Origin of the sequence: Pseudomonas syringae (assembly GCF_021605415.1) — a bacterium.
GTDB lineage: Bacteria > Pseudomonadota > Gammaproteobacteria > Pseudomonadales > Pseudomonadaceae > Aquipseudomonas > Aquipseudomonas syringae_S.
The window spans coordinates 55,241-72,592 of the sequence record NZ_WKEQ01000005.1 but is presented as its reverse complement, the minus strand read 5'-3'; the positions used below and the strand labels follow the sequence as shown (position 1 = coordinate 72,592).

The 17,352-nt window shown below is 58.1% G+C and carries 20 protein-coding genes; 8 read left to right on the top strand and 12 right to left on the bottom strand.

What is annotated here, in order from left to right; translation table 11 throughout:
• Positions 1-206: 206 nt before the first annotated feature.
• The 5 genes from GIW69_RS04980 to GIW69_RS04960 form a co-directional block, all read right to left on the bottom strand.
• The gene (locus tag GIW69_RS04980; RefSeq protein WP_236481026.1) at positions 207-1,535 is read right to left on the bottom strand and encodes a deoxyguanosinetriphosphate triphosphohydrolase; all 1,329 of its coding nucleotides are present in this window, start codon (positions 1,533-1,535) and stop codon (positions 207-209) included.
• Between the two features lie 68 nt (positions 1,536-1,603).
• Entirely contained in the window at positions 1,604-2,767 is a 1,164-nt protein-coding gene (locus tag GIW69_RS04975) for an EAL domain-containing protein (protein ID WP_236481025.1), read from the bottom strand.
• Positions 2,768-2,890: 123 nt separating this feature from the next.
• A complete protein-coding gene (locus GIW69_RS04970; protein ID WP_236481024.1) occupies positions 2,891-3,229 on the bottom strand; it encodes a hypothetical protein in 339 nt (112 codons plus the stop codon).
• Positions 3,226-3,615, bottom strand: coding sequence for a phage holin family protein (locus GIW69_RS04965; RefSeq protein ID WP_236481023.1), 390 nt, complete (start codon positions 3,613-3,615; stop codon positions 3,226-3,228). Before GIW69_RS04965 ends, GIW69_RS04970 begins: the two co-directional genes overlap by 4 nt.
• 1 nt (position 3,616) lies before the next feature.
• Positions 3,617-3,931 carry a DUF883 family protein gene (locus GIW69_RS04960; protein WP_236481022.1) on the bottom strand — a complete coding sequence of 105 codons (315 nt, stop codon included), beginning with the start codon at positions 3,929-3,931 and terminating at the stop codon, positions 3,617-3,619.
• A 293-nt stretch (positions 3,932-4,224) separates the two neighbouring features.
• Here GIW69_RS04960 and GIW69_RS04955 point away from each other — a divergent pair, with 293 nt between their 5' ends.
• The gene (locus tag GIW69_RS04955; protein ID WP_236481021.1) at positions 4,225-5,433 is read left to right on the top strand and encodes an ammonium transporter; all 1,209 of its coding nucleotides are present in this window, start codon (positions 4,225-4,227) and stop codon (positions 5,431-5,433) included.
• On the opposite strand, the gene GIW69_RS04950 is transcribed toward GIW69_RS04955, so the two are convergent.
• Positions 5,430-7,142, bottom strand: coding sequence for a monovalent cation:proton antiporter-2 (CPA2) family protein (locus GIW69_RS04950; RefSeq protein ID WP_236481020.1), 1,713 nt, complete (start codon positions 7,140-7,142; stop codon positions 5,430-5,432). The genes GIW69_RS04955 and GIW69_RS04950 overlap by 4 nt on opposite strands.
• Before the next feature lie 185 nt (positions 7,143-7,327).
• On the opposite strand from GIW69_RS04950, the gene GIW69_RS04945 reads away from it, so the two are divergent.
• The 3 genes from GIW69_RS04945 (at position 7,328) to GIW69_RS04935 (ending at position 8,983) form a co-directional block, all read left to right on the top strand.
• Entirely contained in the window at positions 7,328-7,567 is a 240-nt protein-coding gene (locus GIW69_RS04945) for a glutaredoxin family protein (protein ID WP_236481019.1), read from the top strand.
• 125 nt (positions 7,568-7,692) lie between these two features.
• The gene (locus tag GIW69_RS04940) at positions 7,693-8,010 is read left to right on the top strand and encodes a transcriptional regulator (protein WP_122591930.1); all 318 of its coding nucleotides are present in this window, start codon (positions 7,693-7,695) and stop codon (positions 8,008-8,010) included.
• A gap of 82 nt (positions 8,011-8,092) precedes the next feature.
• Positions 8,093-8,983 (top strand): pseudouridine synthase, encoded by an 891-nt coding sequence (locus tag GIW69_RS04935; RefSeq protein WP_236481018.1) that lies wholly within the window; start codon positions 8,093-8,095, stop codon positions 8,981-8,983.
• A gap of 68 nt (positions 8,984-9,051) precedes the next feature.
• Here GIW69_RS04935 and GIW69_RS04930 read toward each other — a convergent pair whose 3' ends face one another.
• On the bottom strand, positions 9,052-9,273 hold the full coding sequence (locus GIW69_RS04930; protein WP_236481017.1) for a YgdI/YgdR family lipoprotein: 222 nt from the start codon (positions 9,271-9,273) through the stop codon (positions 9,052-9,054).
• A gap of 78 nt (positions 9,274-9,351) precedes the next feature.
• Complete coding sequence (gene mobA / locus GIW69_RS04925) at positions 9,352-9,954, bottom strand: molybdenum cofactor guanylyltransferase MobA (protein ID WP_236481016.1); 603 nt, start codon at positions 9,952-9,954, stop codon at positions 9,352-9,354.
• Positions 9,955-10,035: 81 nt separating this feature from the next.
• Between mobA and moaB the strand changes: the two genes are divergently transcribed.
• Positions 10,036-10,575 carry a molybdenum cofactor biosynthesis protein B gene (moaB, locus tag GIW69_RS04920; RefSeq protein WP_236481015.1) on the top strand — a complete coding sequence of 180 codons (540 nt, stop codon included), beginning with the start codon at positions 10,036-10,038 and terminating at the stop codon, positions 10,573-10,575.
• A complete protein-coding gene (locus GIW69_RS04915) occupies positions 10,559-11,785 on the top strand; it encodes a molybdopterin molybdotransferase MoeA (protein WP_236481014.1) in 1,227 nt (408 codons plus the stop codon). Before moaB ends, GIW69_RS04915 begins: the two co-directional genes overlap by 17 nt.
• 52 nt (positions 11,786-11,837) lie before the next feature.
• On the opposite strand, the gene GIW69_RS04910 is transcribed toward GIW69_RS04915, so the two are convergent.
• Positions 11,838-12,146 carry a hypothetical protein gene (locus GIW69_RS04910; RefSeq protein WP_236481013.1) on the bottom strand — a complete coding sequence of 103 codons (309 nt, stop codon included), beginning with the start codon at positions 12,144-12,146 and terminating at the stop codon, positions 11,838-11,840.
• Positions 12,147-12,460: 314 nt separating this feature from the next.
• Between GIW69_RS04910 and yegS the strand changes: the two genes are divergently transcribed.
• Positions 12,461-13,378 carry a lipid kinase YegS gene (yegS, locus tag GIW69_RS04905; protein ID WP_236481012.1) on the top strand — a complete coding sequence of 306 codons (918 nt, stop codon included), beginning with the start codon at positions 12,461-12,463 and terminating at the stop codon, positions 13,376-13,378.
• Here the strand turns inward: yegS and GIW69_RS04900 are convergent.
• The 3 genes from GIW69_RS04900 to GIW69_RS04890 all read right to left on the bottom strand — a co-directional run bounded on the left by GIW69_RS04900 (position 13,362) and on the right by GIW69_RS04890 (position 15,862).
• Positions 13,362-14,021, bottom strand: a complete 660-nt coding sequence (locus GIW69_RS04900) for a response regulator transcription factor (protein WP_236481011.1) — start codon at positions 14,019-14,021, stop codon at positions 13,362-13,364. The two genes, yegS and GIW69_RS04900, sit on opposite strands and share 17 nt — an antisense overlap.
• Positions 14,018-14,911: a sensor histidine kinase gene (locus GIW69_RS04895; RefSeq protein WP_236481154.1), complete on the bottom strand. Its 894-nt coding sequence runs from the start codon at positions 14,909-14,911 to the stop codon at positions 14,018-14,020. Before GIW69_RS04895 ends, GIW69_RS04900 begins: the two co-directional genes overlap by 4 nt.
• A 483-nt stretch (positions 14,912-15,394) precedes the next feature.
• Complete coding sequence (locus tag GIW69_RS04890; RefSeq protein ID WP_236481010.1) at positions 15,395-15,862, bottom strand: hypothetical protein; 468 nt, start codon at positions 15,860-15,862, stop codon at positions 15,395-15,397.
• A 443-nt stretch (positions 15,863-16,305) separates the two neighbouring features.
• Between GIW69_RS04890 and GIW69_RS04885 the strand changes: the two genes are divergently transcribed.
• Positions 16,306-17,241 carry a chemotaxis protein CheV gene (locus GIW69_RS04885; protein ID WP_236481009.1) on the top strand — a complete coding sequence of 312 codons (936 nt, stop codon included), beginning with the start codon at positions 16,306-16,308 and terminating at the stop codon, positions 17,239-17,241.
• Positions 17,242-17,352: the final 111 nt, after the last annotated feature.

Genomic DNA, 17,352 nt, shown 5'->3' with positions numbered 1-17,352 from the left:
AGGAAGTGCTGGTTTTATATTTTCTTGTTGTTGTTGAAGTTGTCTTTTATTACGCGGCTTGTATCTGCTTTTGCGCCCCTGTTTAACGACGGTAGGGAAGACTCACATTACTGGCCAAGTAACCCACTGTAGGAGCTGACACAGGCTGCGATCTTTGATTTGAAAGAACAATCATAAGATCGCAGCCTGCGGTAGCTCCTGCACGTTCAACGGGCTGAACGCCCAGTCATTTCCAGTGCCATGTCACTGGCGTAGCTGTCGGTCATGCCTGCAATGAAATCGATCATGCGCAGGAAAGAACCATGCAACGAGCCGTGCGGATCCGGCGCGTTACTGCCCAACAAATCAAGGACACGGCGGCTCTTGAACGAAGGCGTGCGGCCGTTGTGTTGTTCCAGGGCGGCGCCGCAGAACGCATTGAGCAGGATTTCCAGCGTCGTGTAGGCGCCGATTTCATGCAGGGTTTTGCGTTTGTCCTGGAAGATTTTCTTGCGCGCGATGTCCTTGGCGTTCAGTACGCAACGTTTGGCCGGACCGTGCATGTGTTCCACCAGATCGCCATGCAAGGTGCCGGCGAGCAGGGCGTCCTGTTGTTCGACAAAGGCGCGCGCCGCCGCGTTGGTCAAATGCTCGATGGCCTTCCCGCGCAGGATCGCCAGTTTGCGCCGACGAGAATCCTGCGGGCCGAGTTGACGATAGGTTTCCGGCAGATCATCACCGACCAGATTGAGCAACAGTGACTCGACTTCGGCGTAGTCCAACAGCTCCATCTCCACGCCGTCTTCGAGGTCGATGAGGGCATAACAAATGTCGTCCGCCGCCTCCATCAGGTACACCAGCGGGTGCCGTGCCCAGCGCTGTTCTTCCAGTTGCGGCAGACCCAGTTTGTGGGCGATCTGCTCAAGCAGCGGCAGCTCGCTCTGGTAGCAACCGAACTTGTGTTTCTTGTAACCGAGCGAGTCAGCGTGACGCGCCGTCCATGGGTATTTCAGGTAAGTGCCCAGCGTGGCGTAGGTCAACCGGGTGCCGCCGTCGAACTGGTGGTATTCCAGTTGGGTGAGCACTCGGAACCCTTGGGCGTTGCCTTCGAAATTGAGGAAGTCGCCACGTTCGGCCTCACTCATCCCGTCGAGCCAGCCACGCCCGGCGGCTTGCTGGAACCAGTGGCGAATCGCGTCTTCGCCGGAATGGCCGAAGGGCGGATTGCCGATGTCGTGGGCCAGGCAAGCCGATTGCACGACCATGCCCAAATCGCTCGGATCGCACCATTGCGGCAGGGCGCTGCGCAGCGTCTCTCCGACGCGCATGCCCAGCGAACGGCCCACGCAGCTGACTTCCAGCGAATGGGTCAGACGCGTGTGAATGTGATCGTTGCTTGAGACCGGATGCACTTGGGTCTTGCGGCCGAGGCGGCGGAAGGCGCCGGAAAAAATGATGCGATCGTGATCCTTGTGAAACGGGCTGCGGCCAAGTTCCTGGGGGCTGTGCAGCGGTTTTCCGAGGCGTTCGCGGTTGAGCAGGGTATGCCAATCCAAGGCTGATTCACTCCGTCGGGTGAGGGGTGCCCTAGCTTCCCGGTTCAGACTGATGCCTGCAAGCGGAACTACAACCCGGCGGCGTCGATATCGATCAGCAACAGGCGTTCGCCGTTTTCGAAGAACTGTCCGGCCGTCAGGCAGTACTGATTGCTCGTCGCATCGCGGTAGGTGTTCGACAGCGTCAGGCGCCGCTCCTCCCAGCCTTCCGCCAGCAGGTGATAGAAATATGGCCGCCACGACCAGTTGTGGCCCAGATAACGGTTGTCGGCGACCCAGCCGTTGTTGCGCCATTCGAGATTGGGGGTCAGTTGCGTGCCGTGGCGGTCGCATTGATAAAACCGCAGCAGCCAGGGAAAGGCATCCAGTTGCGGCAGGGCACTCAACGGCGCACGGGCCTGAGCCCAGGATTGCAGGATGGCCATCAATTCGCCGAGTTGCTGGCGCATAGTCATCAATCGACCGCGCTCGGCCAGTTTGTGGCGCACGTAACGCTGACGAAGCTCGGCGAATTTGTCCACGAAGGCTTCGGTGGGATAGAACGCTTCTTCGGCCCGCGCAAACAGAAAGCCCTGCACATAACGCGAGCCGCATTCCAGGGCAAAACTCAATTGCGCCTCGGTTTCCACCCCTTCGGCGATGATCCAGCACCCGGTCTTTTCGGCCATTTGCGCGAGGGCCTTGACTACGTCACTGCTGGGCCCGCCAAGGGCGGCTGCCTGAAACAGGCGCATGTCGAGCTTGAGAATGTCCGGTTGCAGGGCCAGCACGCGATCAAGTTGCGAGTAACCGGCACCGAAGTCATCGATGGCGATGCGTGCGCCGGCCTGGCGATACCGCGTGACCACTTCCGCCAGGCGCTGGCTGTTACCGCCCAGCTCAGTGATTTCAAAGACGATGCGCCGCGGATCGACGTCGTGTCGCAGCAGTTGTTTGAGGCTTGGCAAATCCTGATCGGCACGCAAACGGCTGATCCAGCGTGGCGACATGTTCAGGCTGAGAAACCATTCGGCGGGCGCTTCGTGCAAGCGGCTCAGCGCGTTATCGCGGATTTGTCGATCAAGACGGCGCAGGGCGATTGCAGGTGTGCGCGGGTCAGCAAACAGTGGACCGACGGAAGCCATTTGGCCGTCGGATTGACGCAAGCGGCCCAACGCTTCCACGCCGGCAATGCGTCCGGTGGCGGTGTCGATGAAAGGCTGAAAGCAGGCGAGCGGTTGCCCGTCGATCACGGGGCCTCCTTAGTTGTTCTTGTTTTAAGTAATGCCTGCTGAACCGGGTAGCACGCAGGATCGAATCTCGGGATAGGGAGATTCAATCCTGCGTGATTGCAAGAATGCAGCCAAAACGACCGCTCAGCGTTTGGCCGAGCCTTGCATCACCAGTTTGATCAGCGGCCCGAGGCTGGTGCCCAGGCGGATCAGACGGGTCAGACCACCGACACCGCCGCTTTTTGCGCCTTTGCCGGTGAGGAATCCCACCAGCGTGACAGCGGCCATGCCCCATAGCGGCGCATGCTTGATGCCGAAACCGTCTTGCAGGTTCTGACCCATGCCGCGCACCCGATGCAAGGGTTGCAGCACTTGCCTCACTTCCTGGCGGATCTCTTGACGATGCATTTCCATGCGCAAGCGAATCAACGCCTTGCGCATTTCCTGGCGTGAACTGTTATGCGGAAGATTGGGCAGGCTCATGGCAGCAGACGCTCCCTGTCGTTGGCCAACTCTTCCAGGGTGCCGTGGAAGGGCGAGGATTCATCGAAGATAGCCGCTTTCAGGCGCAGTCCACAAAAGATGGAAGCCAAGGTGTAAAAAACGCACAACCCGATGATGGCGGGCAGGCGATAGGTATCCCAGAACAGGATCAAGACCAGCGTCGAAAGGCCGACCAGCAGCAACAGTGCAAACACTAGCGCCAGACCTGCGAACAGCAGCAGGCTCACGGTTCGCGATTTCTGTTCCTGCAGTTCGATGCCGAACAACTCGACGTGACTGTGCAACAACCCAAGGACGGCGGCGCCGAGACGGCGCGTTGAGGAGCTGGTGCCCGATGCGGACGGGCCGGATTCGCCGATCGACATATCAGCGCCGAGTGGCCAGCAGGCCGATCAGAAAGCCGACGCCGGCGGCGATGCCCACTGATTGCCAAGGGTTGGCTGACACGTAGTCTTCAGTGGCGGTGACAGCGGCCTGACCACGTTCGCGCAGCGACTCTTCGGTCAGTTTCAAGGTTTCCCGGGCGCGCAGCAGGCTGTCGTTGATCTGATCGCGCAGCTCATCGGCCTGATCGCCCGCGAGGCTGGCGGTGTGCTCAAGCAACCGCTCGGTATCGGCCACGAGGGTCTGGAAGTCATTCTTCAGAATTTCTTGAGCAGTCTTTGCCTTGATGCTGGCCATTGGTGATCTCCGTAATTGGCGTTTGAAGCGTTCGAGTATGAGCCCTGCGTGAAGGTTCAGTACAAATGACTGGTACAACTTTTGCTGTGTGACGGTGCGCCGGCCGGCGCCCGTGCGCTATCGGCGGGCAAGAGGCCGGAACATTTAACGCCGGTTCATGGTGAGGGCATCGTCCTTGTGCGCCAAAGCGGGTCAGCGGAAATAAGATCCGTAACCGCCTGGTCGCAACTTGGTGCATGAAATGTCCCCGCGAACCGTTTTGGTGCCTTCTTAGCCCTTGGGTCTGCCTCCTCATGGAAAATCTGCAAAGCGCTGTGGACACGCTGGTTCACAGCTCCAATACGTTGTTCATTCTGATCGGTGCGGTGATGGTCTTGGCCATGCACGCCGGTTTCGCCTTTCTCGAAGTCGGCACCGTCCGCCAGAAAAACCAGGTCAACGCTCTGTCGAAAATCCTCAGCGACTTCGCCGTCTCGACCCTGGCCTATTTCTTTATAGGCTATTGGATCTCCTATGGTGTGTCGTTCATGCAACCGGCAGCGGTGCTCAATGCCGACCACGGTTATGGTCTGGTGAAGTTTTTCTTCCTGCTGACCTTCGCCGCTGCTATTCCGGCGATCATTTCCGGCGGCATCGCCGAACGCGCTCGCTTCGTGCCGCAGTTGTGTGCGACTGCATTGATCGTAGCGTTCATTTACCCGTTTTTCGAAGGCATGATCTGGAACGGCAATTACGGTCTGCAAGACTGGCTGGCGGCGCGCTTCGGCGCCAGCTTCCACGATTTCGCCGGATCCGTCGTGGTGCACGCCATGGGCGGCTGGCTGGCATTGGCGGCGGTGCTGTTGCTCGGCCCGCGCAACGGGCGTTACCGCGATGGACGACTGGTGGCATTTGCGCCGTCGAGTATTCCGTTTCTGGCGTTGGGTTCGTGGATCCTGATTGTCGGCTGGTTCGGCTTCAACGTGATGAGCGCGCAAACCTTGCAGAACATGAGCGGGCTGGTCGCGGTGAACTCGCTGATGGCCATGGTCGGCGGTACGATGGCGGCGTTGATCGTCGGCCGCAATGACCCGGGCTTCCTGCACAACGGCCCTCTGGCCGGTCTGGTGGCGATCTGCGCGGGCTCAGATCTGATGCATCCGGTAGGCGCGTTGATGACTGGCGCCATCGCCGGCGGGATATTTGTCTGGTGCTTCACGGCGGCGCAGGTTAAATGGCGTATCGATGATGTGCTGGGTGTCTGGCCATTGCACGGGGTGTGCGGCGTCTGGGGCGCAATTGCTTGCGGCATCTTTGGCCAGACCGCGCTGGGTGGGCTCGGTGGTGTCAGCCTGATCAGTCAGTTGATCGGCACGGCTTTGGGCGTGGCGGTGGCGCTGATCGGTGGCTTCGTTGTGTATGGCACAGTCAAGGCGTTGCATGGCCTGCGCCTGAGTCAGGAACAGGAGTATGACGGCGCCGACCTCTCGCTGCACAAAATCGGCGCGGTCAGTCAGGACTAGTTTTCTTCATCCTCGGCGCCGGGGTAGAAACCGTGCAGCAACCGATAGCGGTCATTGCGCACCTGATTGACCCGAGCTTGTACCTGATCTGACGGCAGACCCAGCAAGATCAGCGCGTGGGAAGCGAGCATCAGGCTCGACTCGAGTAATTCCGGCACCACTTCGGTGGCGCCGGCCGTTTTAAGCTCGGCCCATTGGCTGTCATCGCGGGTGCGCACCAGAATCGGCACGTGCGGATTGAGCCGTCGTGCTTCTTTCAATACCCGTAAGGCAACATCGCTTTGATCCACCGCAATCACCAGCAACCGGGCCCTTAGCAGGCCGACGGCGGTGAGCAGATCGCCTCGCGTCGAGTCGCCGTAATGCACGTCGCGCTCTGCGCTCGCCGCCTCCTGAACCCGCACCGGATCGCTGTCCAGCGCGATGTAAGATTGTTCGGCATTGCGCAGGAAGCGGCCGATGGATTGGCCAACGCGACCGTATCCGCAAATCACCACGTGCCGCTCGAGGCCGGCGTTGAGAGCGCTGATTTCTTCGATCTCGGCTTCTTCGTTGGGCTTGCGATGCAGTTTCGCGGCGATGCGCGGTGCCGCTCGCAACAACAGCGGCGTCAGCAGCATCGAACAGAACGTCGCGGCGAGGAGCAGTGCACCGAGTTGGGCGGGCAGCATGTTGTTTTGCTGCATCTGCGCCATCAGGGCGAAACAGAACTCGCCGCCCTGAGCCAGGGCCAGACCGCTGCGCCAGGCGGTTTCGCTGTCGCTGCCGCGCCACTTCACCAGCAACGCCACGATGCTGCCCTTGATCAGTAGCAGGCCGAGAGTCAGTCCGAGGATCAACAGGCTGTGACTGATGAACAGTTGCAGATCGATCAACATGCCAATGCTGACAAAAAACAACCCGAGCAAGATGTCCCGGAAGGGACGGATGTCCGCTTCGATTTGGTGTCGGTAGTGACTTTCTCCTAACAACATGCCCGCCAGAAAAGCCCCGAGGGCAGGGGAGAGGCCCAACAGGTGGGTCAGCCATGCGGTAAGCAGGACGATGACCAGCGCCAGCAGTACGAACAGCTCCGCCGAACGGGACGCCGCCACTTCATGGAACAACCGTGGCAACAGCCAGCGGCTGGCGAGCAGCAGACCGAAAAACAACACAACGGTCTTCGCCAGGGTCATCGGTAGTGCCCAATACCAGGCTTGATCGCTGCTGCCGGCGAACACCGGGACGAGCGTCAGCAGAAGCACGGCTACCACGTCCTGGAACAACAGGACGCCGATGGCGTTCTGGCCGTGGCTGCTGAACACCTCGCCCAGGCTGCCCAACTCCTTGGTCACGATTGCCGTTGATGACAGCGCCAGACCGGCGCCGAGCAAAAGCGCTGGTGTGATCGACATGCCTAAAAGCATGAGCACCGAACCCAGGACTGCTGCACTGATCAGCACCTGCTGACTGCCAAGTCGAAACACTACCCGACGCAGTGCAATCATCTTCGACAGAGAGAACTCAAGGCCCAGGGAAAACAGCAGAAACACCACGCCCAGTTCGGCGAGATCGGGCAAATCTTCACTTTCGTTTATCCAGTCAAAGGCCGTCGGTCCGACCATCAGCCCGACGCACAGATAGCCCAGCACTGGCGGCAGGCGCAGCCGCCGGAACAGTGCGATTACAACAAGGGAAGAGGCGAGGATGATGAGCAGATTGGCAAACACAAACACTCCGGGGGCATGGCTTGGGCTATTCAAGCGTAGAAGCAAAAAGTTAAAGAGCATGGCGCAAGCACGATTTTGGTTGGCTGATGTGCGTCAGGGTTTTGTCGCGCGCGGTCGGGTCGGCAACTCGACGGGATTTCGGGGTGGGCCTAGAATGTCCACTCAATGGTTGGGGTCTGGCGCACATGCTTCCTGAATGTCAGTTGTTCGGCACCTTGGGGTGTCATCTATGCGAAGTGGCCGAAGACGTGCTGATGGAGTTCGTCCTCGAACACGCGCTTCTGTTGGAGCTGGTCGATATCGCTGAGAACGAGGCCTGGTTTGAAGCGTATAGCCTGCGGATTCCGGTGCTGCGTCGCATCGATACCGGGGAGGAGCTGGGTTGGCCGTTCGATGCCGATCAGGTCGTCGCCTTTCTACGCTGAGCTCGGTTTTCTCGTCCCGCTGGTCGCGTCTGTTTTCGCATTCCTTGGCCGATCGGGTTTATTCGGTTACTGTATGCGCATACAGTAATGGGTTCTCAGCGAACCGGATGTCAGAGGGATGAACCGTGGTCAATGTCGAACAGTTGAAAAACAGCGTTAACCGCATGTCGGTTGACGTGGTGCGCGAGGCCGTCCTCGAACTGCGCCTGGACGGGTTGGTCACGGAAGGCAAGACGCCCTTCAACAAAGTGCACTTCAACACCTGCTTTGCCGAAATCGAGGCGCTATTTCAACGGGCGGGGTATCACAAGCAACTGGATGTGGTCGGGTATCAGGGATTGCTCTACGCCCTTTACGACCCGGGCCGCTGGGAAGCCGTCGATGTGCTGCGCTGGCTGAAAGAGTTCACCGAAGCAGCGGCGCTGAAATCCATTCCAGCTTGAGGCCATCATCGGATTCTGCGCTAGGTACACTCCGCTCGCTGTTGGATAATGCCGGCCTGCATTGAGGGGTCGAACGTATCGTATGTCCACATCATCATTTTCTGCCGCCCGGAACCAGGCCAGCACGTTGTACCTTCCGCCGGGTACCTGGCTGACGGTGCTCGACTGTTTGTGCGAGCACTTCCGAGCCATCAGCCGTGATCAATGGCTGGACAGGATTGCCCGAGGTCGAGTGCTTGATGGTAACGGCCAACCGATTGCACTGGATCTTCCGTACAAGGAAGGCTTGCGCATCCACTACTTTCGCGAAGTACCGGACGAAAAGCCGATTCCGGTGGTCGAGTCGATTCTGTATGCGGACGAGCATTTGGTCGTGGCGGACAAACCCCATTTTTTGCCGGTGACGCCAGCCGGGGAATACGTGGAGCAAACACTGCTGCGGCGTTTGATTCGCCGTCTGGACAATCCTCATCTGGTGCCGCTGCACCGGATTGACCGGCACACGGCGGGACTGGTGATTTTTTCCGCCAATCCGCAAACCCGTTCGGCTTATCAGTCGCTTTTTCCCACGCGACAGATTGAAAAGCGCTACGAAGCCATTGCCGCCGCGTTACCCGGTCTGGAGTTTCCGCTGGTGCATAAAAGCCGGTTGGTCGAAGGCGAGCCGTTTTTCCGCATGCAGGAAGGTGCGGGCGTCAGCAACACCGAAACGGCAGTGGACGTGCGCGAGAAAAACGGCGGACTGTGGCGTTATGGCTTGTATCCGGTGACCGGTAAAAAACATCAGTTGCGTGTACACATGACCGCGCTGGGGGCCAGCATCTGCAATGACCCGTTTTATCCGAACGTGTTGAAAGACGTTGAAGATGACTATGCCAATCCGCTGAAGCTGTTGGCGCAAGGGTTAAAGTTTATCGATCCGGTGACAGGCGAGGAGCGCGAGTTCGAGAGTCGCATCACGTTGCAATGGTAATTCTACTTTTCGGTCTCCCATGAAAAAGCCCGCGTCTTGCGCGGGCTTTTCTGTATCCGGCGTGAAAGTTACAGCTCTTTAACGGTACGGATCTGATCTTTGTTGATGCGGGTCTGCTTGCCGTCCAGTTGTTCGAATTCGTAGAAGCCCGAATCTTCATCATATTTAGGCGAGTCGACGGCCTGAATTTCGCGACCATCATTCAAGGTGATCACTGTGGGCGAAGCGCAACCGGCCAAAGTAGCCAGGCCCAGTGCGAGCATGAAAGTGGCGAGGGTCCGTTGAGTCATGAGTGTGTCTCCGAAGGAAAATTCTTTTAGTTACTGAGCTTGAGACGTATACAAGGCGTGCAAGTTCCTTGAGTGGTGTCAGTCTGACACAGTGCCATGGGAGCTTAACAGTTCCGGCGTGTTGAGGTTGGCCAGCCGCGGATCGTTGTCGGGGCACTGAAAGGCTGTCGCGCCCAGGGTGCGCATGAGCCGGCCGGGACTGCGTTCACCGGCATGCCAAGCGTTATCGAAGGCTGGCAAAAGCATCGTCGGAATTATGCACAGCAGGGGTTCCCAATGGTCGTCGTGGCGCAACATTAAAGGTTTGTCATCAAACCGTGCGGCGGCCTCGCGCATGCCTTGCAGCAACGGCAGGTCGATTCGCGGCACATCGCAGGGCAACACCAGCAAGTGCCGATGACGGGCCACTTTCAGGCCCGCAAGGATGCCGGCCAGCGGCCCGGGAAAGTCTTCTTCGTCATCGCTGACCAGTTGATCCGAAAATGGCGCGTATCGATCACGATTGCGGTTGCAGGAAATGATCAGGTCATCGGTCAACGGGCGAACCTTGCGTTGGAGATGGGCGATCAGCGGCTCGCCTTGCCATTCGATCAATCCCTTGTCCCGACCGCCCATGCGCTGACCGCGTCCGCCCGCCAAAAGCAGGATGGAGCAGGGTGGCAGGGTTGAATTCAAAGTCATGACAACTCTCCATGGGGGCGGCGGAAAAAGTGGGCGCTGTGATATAACACCGGGCTGTTTCTCCTACAACTGGACGAGCCTATGAAAGCCAAGGCCGATGTACCTTTTGCACCGCTGAATATTGCCGTGTTGACTGTCAGCGACACCCGAACACTTGAAACCGATACCTCCGGCCAACTGTTCGTCGACCGTTTGAATGCCGCCGGCCACAACCTGGCCGAGCGTGTGCTGCTCAAAGATGACTTGTACAAAATCCGCGCGCAAGTCGCCCACTGGATCGCCGAAGACATCGTGCAAGTGGTGTTGATCACCGGCGGTACCGGTTTCACCGGGCGTGACAGCACGCCGGAAGCCGTCGCCTGCTTGCTCGACAAACAGGTTGATGGTTTCGGTGAGCTGTTCCGCCAGATTTCCGTTGCCGATATCGGCACCTCCACTGTTCAGTCACGGGCATTGGCCGGGTTGGCCAATGGCACCTTGGTGTGCTGCCTGCCGGGTTCGACCAACGCGGTACGCACCGGCTGGGACGGCATCCTCGCCGAGCAACTGGATTCGCGTCATCGTCCATGCAATTTCGTGCCGCATCTGAAACAGGCAGCGCCTTGTGAATCCCGTGGGTAAGCCGGGCAAGACCGGCGCCTTGATGCCTGTTGAAACGGCGCTGGCTCGACTGCTGGAAATGGCCGAAGCGTCCAGGATCGTTGAGCGGGAACATTTGCCGCTGGCGCAGGTTCAGGGTCGTGTACTGGCCGATAATCTCGTTTCGACGCTGGATCTGCCCCCGTGGCCCAACAGTGCCATGGATGGTTATGCCCTGCGTCTGGCTGACTGGACGGGCGAACCGCTGCCGGTGAGCCAGAAGGTATTTGCCGGCCAGGCGCCTGAGCTTTTGAAGCCTGGAACATGTGCGCGAATCTTTACCGGAGCGCCAGTCCCGGCGGGTGCCGATTGCGTCGAGATGCAGGAGAATGCCGAAGTCCAGGCCGATGAACGTGTGCGTTTCACCGAGGCCATGACTGGCGGGCAGAACATCCGCCCGCAGGGACAGGAAACGACGGTCGGCGAATTGGTGTTGCACGCCGGCACGCGACTTGGTCCTATCGAACAAGGCCTGGCTGCTTCCTTGGGCTGTGCCGGACTGGATGTCGTACGCAAGGTGCGGGTCGCAGTGTTGTCTACGGGTGACGAGTTGATCGAGCCGGGCCAGGCGCTTGGCCCGGGCCAGATCTACAACAGCAATCGTGTCCTGTTGTGCAGCTGGTTGCAGCGTATGGGGTGTGAGGTGATCGATGCCGGTATCCTGCCGGACGATCTGCCTGCCACGCGTGCGCGACTTGGCGAACTGCAGGATGTCGACCTGATTTTGTCTACGGGTGGTGTTTCTGTCGGTGAAGCAGACTTTCTTGGCATCGCATTGCGCGAAGAAGGCGAGCTGACATTGTGGAAGCTCGCAATCAAACCTGGAAAACCACTCACGGTTGGCCATTTCCGCAATGTGCCGGTCATCGGGCTGCCCGGCAATCCTGCTTCGACACTGGTGACGTTCGCATTGTTGGCGCGGCCTTATCTGCTGCGCCGCTTGGGCGTGCAGGAGGTCGAACCACTGAAGTTCCCGGTGCCCGCCGGTTTTGACTGGCCGCAGGCCGGTAATCGCCGGGAATACCTGCGCGGACGCCTGGTTCAAGGGCGAGCTGTCATCTACAAGAATCAAAGTTCGGGCGTCCTGCGTAGCGCAGCATGGGCCGACGGGTTAGTCGAAGTACTGGAAAGTCGCACACTCGCGGAGGGGGACGAAGTTGTCTTCATTCCGCTCAGTGAACTTCTCGGCTGACACTAGCCAAAGCCAAAACAGGCCTCGATCGAGGCCTGGTTTTCTTTCGTGGTCAATGGCCCAGCAGCGTGACCAACTGCTCGAACCGGCTGTTCGCCACCCATCCGATCAAACCCAGTACGACGGCTGTCGCACCTGCCGAATAGGCCAGACGGTGCTTGATGGATTTTACGTCGTCCCTGACTTCCTCCATGTCTCTGCGAATGTATTTGAGGTGGGTTTCCAGTTCGACGACGCGAGGTTCCATTCTAGTTTCTCCAATGACTTTGGCGCTGCTTTTGACATCGCCGCCGTGATGGGCACGATTGTCGGATAGAGGGGGGACCGGACTTACTGGCATTCGGGCTTCACTGGTTTGCATGGAAGTATCCGTTCGCTGATTCGACACCCTTGTCGACGGAGCCGATGATCGGACTGCCGGAAGTCCTGAAGCTGGGTCCACTCATTACTGCACATCCCTGTGTTGTTGGATTGATATTTGGATACCGCCAGGACACGGTGTATCAATCGCCAAGGCCGGTCAATTGAGCCTTTTCATCACGTTTTGTAAGAAAAAAGACTGCCTTGTAGGACGTGCCCGACAGGTTGCTTGAATTAATTAAGGTTTCAGCGACTTTTTTGCCTGCACGAAGGGTCAAGATGTCCCGTATCGATTGAAACCTTGGAGTGACCGTTATGACTGAGCGCAGGGCACTGTTGATTCTGCATGGCAAGCAGGCACTCAACGAAGAAGTTCGCATCGCCGTTCAAGGCAAGCGTGAGCAAGGCTGGGAGCTGGCGGTTCGAGTGACGTGGGAAGCCGGCGACGCCCAACGGTTGGTGGGCGAGGCGCTGGCTGCCGGCTACACGCGGATCATCGCCGGCGGCGGTGATGGGACGCTGCGTGATGTCGCCGAAGCGTTGGCGACACATGAACACAATGCCAGTCTGGCGTTGTTGCCGCTGGGTACCGCCAACGATTTTTGCCGTGCAGCGGGTGTACCTCTTGAGCCGGTCGACGCGCTGGCACTATTGGATGTCGAGCCTAGCCCTGTTGATCTGGGTGACGTGGGCGGACAAGTGTTTCTGAATATGGCAACCGGCGGTTTTGGCAGCCATGTCACCGCTAACACCTCAGAGGAACTGAAAAAAGTGCTCGGCGGCGCGGCCTACCTCTTCACTGGGTTAACGCGCTTCAGCGAGTTGCATGCCGCCTATGGAGAGTTGCAGGGCCCGGACTTTCACTGGAGTGGCGAGTTGCTGGCATTGGGCATCGGTAATGGCCGACAGGCCGGTGGAGGACAGGCTCTATGCCCGGAAGCGCTGGCGGATGACGGACTGTTGGACATCAGTATTTTGCCCGCGCCACAGGAGGTGGTGGGTACTCTGAAGACGCTACTCAGCGAAGGTTTCGGCATCGACAATATGTTTGTGCGCGTCCGTTTGCCCTGGGTCGAGATCAAGGTTGCAGAAGGGCTGTTCATCAACCTCGATGGGGAACCGCTTGAGGGTGACAATCTGCGATTTTCCGCGCGGCCGGCTGCATTGCAGGTGCATCTGCCGAAGGATTCACCGCTGTTGAGCGCCAATCGGTTGATCAGTCGTCCAGACTGATGATCTGCTCGCGCACGGCAAACAGCACCAGGCCTGCCACGTCGTATATCTGCAGCCGTTTCATGATTTGCGAGCGGTGGGTTTCGACGGTCTTGATGCTCAGACCCAGGCCGTTGGCGATTTCCCGGGTGGATTTGCCGCGCACGATCAGGCGCAGGATTTCCAATTGGCGCGCTGTCAGGTTATGGGACTCGGCAGCGTCCGGCTGGTTTTTCTGCGAGCGGGTCAATGCCTGATTGATCACTGTATGAGCGATTGCCGGACTGAGGTAGCGCTCGTTATGGCGCAGAGCCGTCAGCGCGTGTTCGAGCTCGGTGGCGGTGGTGTCCTTGAGCAGGTAACCATGAGCGCCGGATTCCAGAGCTTGCATGATCAGCGCTGGATCGGTGTGCATCGACAGAATCAGTACCTTGCTTTGCGGGCGTGTTCGTTTGAGGCGTTGCAGCGCTTCAAGTCCGCCGGTTTCTTTCATCGAAATGTCGAGAAGGACAATGTCCGGCGTCAGTTGCTCGACCAGTTCGAGCAGCTGCGAGCCGTCGTTGGCTTCGCCGACGACGGCGTAGCCAGGGATATCCAGCACCAGAGCGCGCACGCCTGCCCGGATCAGTGAGTGGTCGTCCACTAAAAGTAAGTTACAAGTCAATGCATAACCTTATTGGTACTGGCCCGCTCGAGCGCGCGGGGCGCCCAGGGGAAAAGTGCTTCAATTTGGGTACCCTTGCCCGGTTCGCTGGTGACGGCCAACGTGCCGCCCAGTTGTGCGATACGTTCACTCATTCCCGCCATGCCACGTTGTCCTTCTCTCGCGGGATCGACGGCCGGCTCGAATCCCAGCCCGTCATCGCTGATCAACAAGGTTAAACCTTGAGGCAGACGCTGCACGCGAATCAACAGGTTTTTTGCCTGTGCGTGGCGAAGGATGTTGGTCACGGCTTCCTGGGTGATACGAAACGCAGCGACCGCCATTTCTTCGGGAATTCCGGTGAGTCGCTGCTGGCAATCCAGGCTCCAGTGTACGGCGGTATTGGCCAGTGTCTTGAGCAAGTGCGCACGTAAACTCGCTTCGAGACCCAGGCTGGTCAATTGCCGAGGATTGAGAATGGCCGAAACATCGCGCACTTTGGTCAGGGTTTCTTCCAGGGTATCGCTCAGCACTGTGCACTGCGCTTGCAGGTCATCGGGCAGACGTCGTTTGAGCCATTCGCTTTGGAGTTTGGCAGCGGTCAACAATTGACCGATATCGTCATGCAGTTCTCGACTGAGGCGGTGACGTTCGTTTTCCTGGACTTCCAGCAGACGGTCGGCCAGTTCCTGAGGCTGGAACTTGATCGACTTGCGCGACAGACGATATTGCACACCGACGCACACGCTTGCCGCGACATTGATCAATAACAGGCCAATCGACAACGGCGCCGACAAGCCATAGGTCAGCAAGCTGCCCAAAGCCGATCCGATGCACAGCAGCAATGTAAACAGGCGAGCGTGTTCCCGAGAAATGGACAACGAAATAATTGACTTGAGACTGGCGTACATAACGGATGGAGCCAATGGATGTTCGCTGCGGGCAGACCGGTCGGGAGACAGATCTCTGAATGAAAAAAACTGTTGTTTGTACCGGTGCTTTAAGTGTTGTGCAGTGATCGGCATTCGACCGCCAACTTTGGTGATCGCATGTTACCGATTTCTAGTTGTCCATTAAATGAAACCAAGTTAATGCGCGGCATAGTACCACTTACGATTCCGCCGGTCGCGCCTGCCCTATATGTCCAAAAAGTCAGGAAACCCTTGGTTGGACTTTGGCTCCAAGTGGAGGCGTTGTGATATCGCAGACGTAAACGGTCGTTTTGAAGTTGTACATCGTATACAGGGAAACCCTGAGTCTGGCCGCAAAAGCCGCCATCAAATAATCGTTATTATTTTTTGTAAGTTGTCGCCTGCGGGTATGACTGGCCGCAAAGCGACGTTCACTCAGCACGTGGATATAGCTAGCAATCGCGACGGATATTTATGAGTCGTTCAAACCTGCCGTGCTGAAGTCTTCAGGACGAGTGGTCTGGCGCCGGTCAGTGGCTGAAAGTGGCGCTGGCGAACTTGAAAGGCGAAGGCTTCGATCAATGTGGTCTGTTCGCTGTTGTCCAGACCGAGCTGGCCGGTGTGCTGATCGACGAGTTCCAGTTGCCAGGCCATCAACGTAAAGCAGTCTTTCAGAGCATCCAGCGCACTGTCGTGTAAGTCGACGTGATCGTTTGCGCGGTTGAGAAGGCTGTGGATGTGCAGGGAAAATTCGGATATCGCTTCGAGCGCGAGAGCGTCCGCTTTGCTCGCAAGCTTGAGCAGCGTGCTGAGCATGCATTCGATGGCGTCTTTGTCGTTGCTGATCAATTGCAGGTGACTGAGACATTCCTCGGACTTGGCCAGGAGTGTTTCAGCCTCGACGAGAAATTCGGGGAATCGCTGCGTCCACTCTTTACGATCGTACGGCATGCTTATCTCCATAACGTCATGTCTGATGAGTGGATGTCGTGTGTGTCGGCGATGAAGGATCGTCGAGAGATCGCACCCCGGCATGCCTGAGCATGGACTGGAGGATAAGAGAGGGGGATTGGCCACTGACCTGCGATCGCACACAAAAGCCTGACTCCATTCATGCAATGAGAATGGCGTCACATTAATGGCTATTGGATATTGCGAACATCAGGTTGGGCCTGATTGCCGATAGGGGAAACCCTTAGGCAGGGGAACTTTTCGCGCAAGCCGAGGTCGCGCTGAGGAAAATGTAGCAGAGAGAAAACACTTCGCAAGTAAACCATGATGTTAATGTGACATCAATGGTTGGCCGTGGCATTTTGTACGGGCATCAAGATTTATCGACAACAGTCGATAACTCTCTTTAACGCAATCATCCGAACACAGCCCAGGAGTCATTGATGGCCGGCATTCTCGACACGGTAGACCAACGCACGCAACTGGTGGGTGAGAATCGCCTGGAAATTCTCATGTTTCGCCTGGCCGGACGCCAGCTGTTCGCGATCAACGTGTTCAAAGTGCAGGAAGTGCTGCAACTGCCGAAGCTGACCCTGATGCCCCAGCGCCATCCTTTTGTCTGTGGCGTGGTCAACCTTCGTGGCCAGACGCTGCCAGTGATCGATCTGTCCCAGGCCATCGGCATGCGCCCACTGGTGCCGGGCCCGAACAGCACAATCATCGTCACCGAGTACAACCGTTCCGTGCAGGCCTTTCTGGTCGGTGGTGTCGATCGCATCGTCAACATGAACTGGGAAGCCATACTGCCACCGCCGACCAGCGCCGGCCGCCAGCATTACCTGACCGCGATCAGCAAGGTCGACGACCAGCTCGTGGAAATCATCGACGTCGAAAAGGTTCTCGCTGAAATCGTCCCTTACAATGCCAAGGTCTCGCGCGACAAACTCGACGACCCGGTGCTGGAGCGTGCTCGTGGTCGTGAAGTGCTGCTGGTGGATGACTCCAACGTCGCGTTATCGCAATTGCGCGACACACTCGGCCAACTCGGCGTGAAGATGCATATTGCCAGCGATGGCTTGAAGGCGCTTAACCTGCTCAAAAGCTGGGCGGACACTGGCGTGCATATGACCGACAAGTTGCTGATGGTTTTTACCGACGCCGAAATGCCCGAAATGGACGGCTATCGCCTGACCACCGAAATTCGCAACGATCCGCGTCTGCGCGGTTTGTACGTCGTGCTGCACACTTCGCTGTCCGGCAGCTTTAACGATTCGATGGTGAAGAAAGTCGGTTGCGACAACTTCCTCTCCAAATTCCAGCCAGACAAACTCGTCGACGTCGTGCGTCAGCGTCTGATGCTCGATGAAGTCCCGGCCTGAAAACGGCCGGTAAGCCGCTTACAGATCACCTGTAGACGCGGGCCTGTTCGCGACAGCGGCTGCTCATTCAGCCAAGAGGCTCGCTGAATAATCGCCATCGCGAGCAGGCTC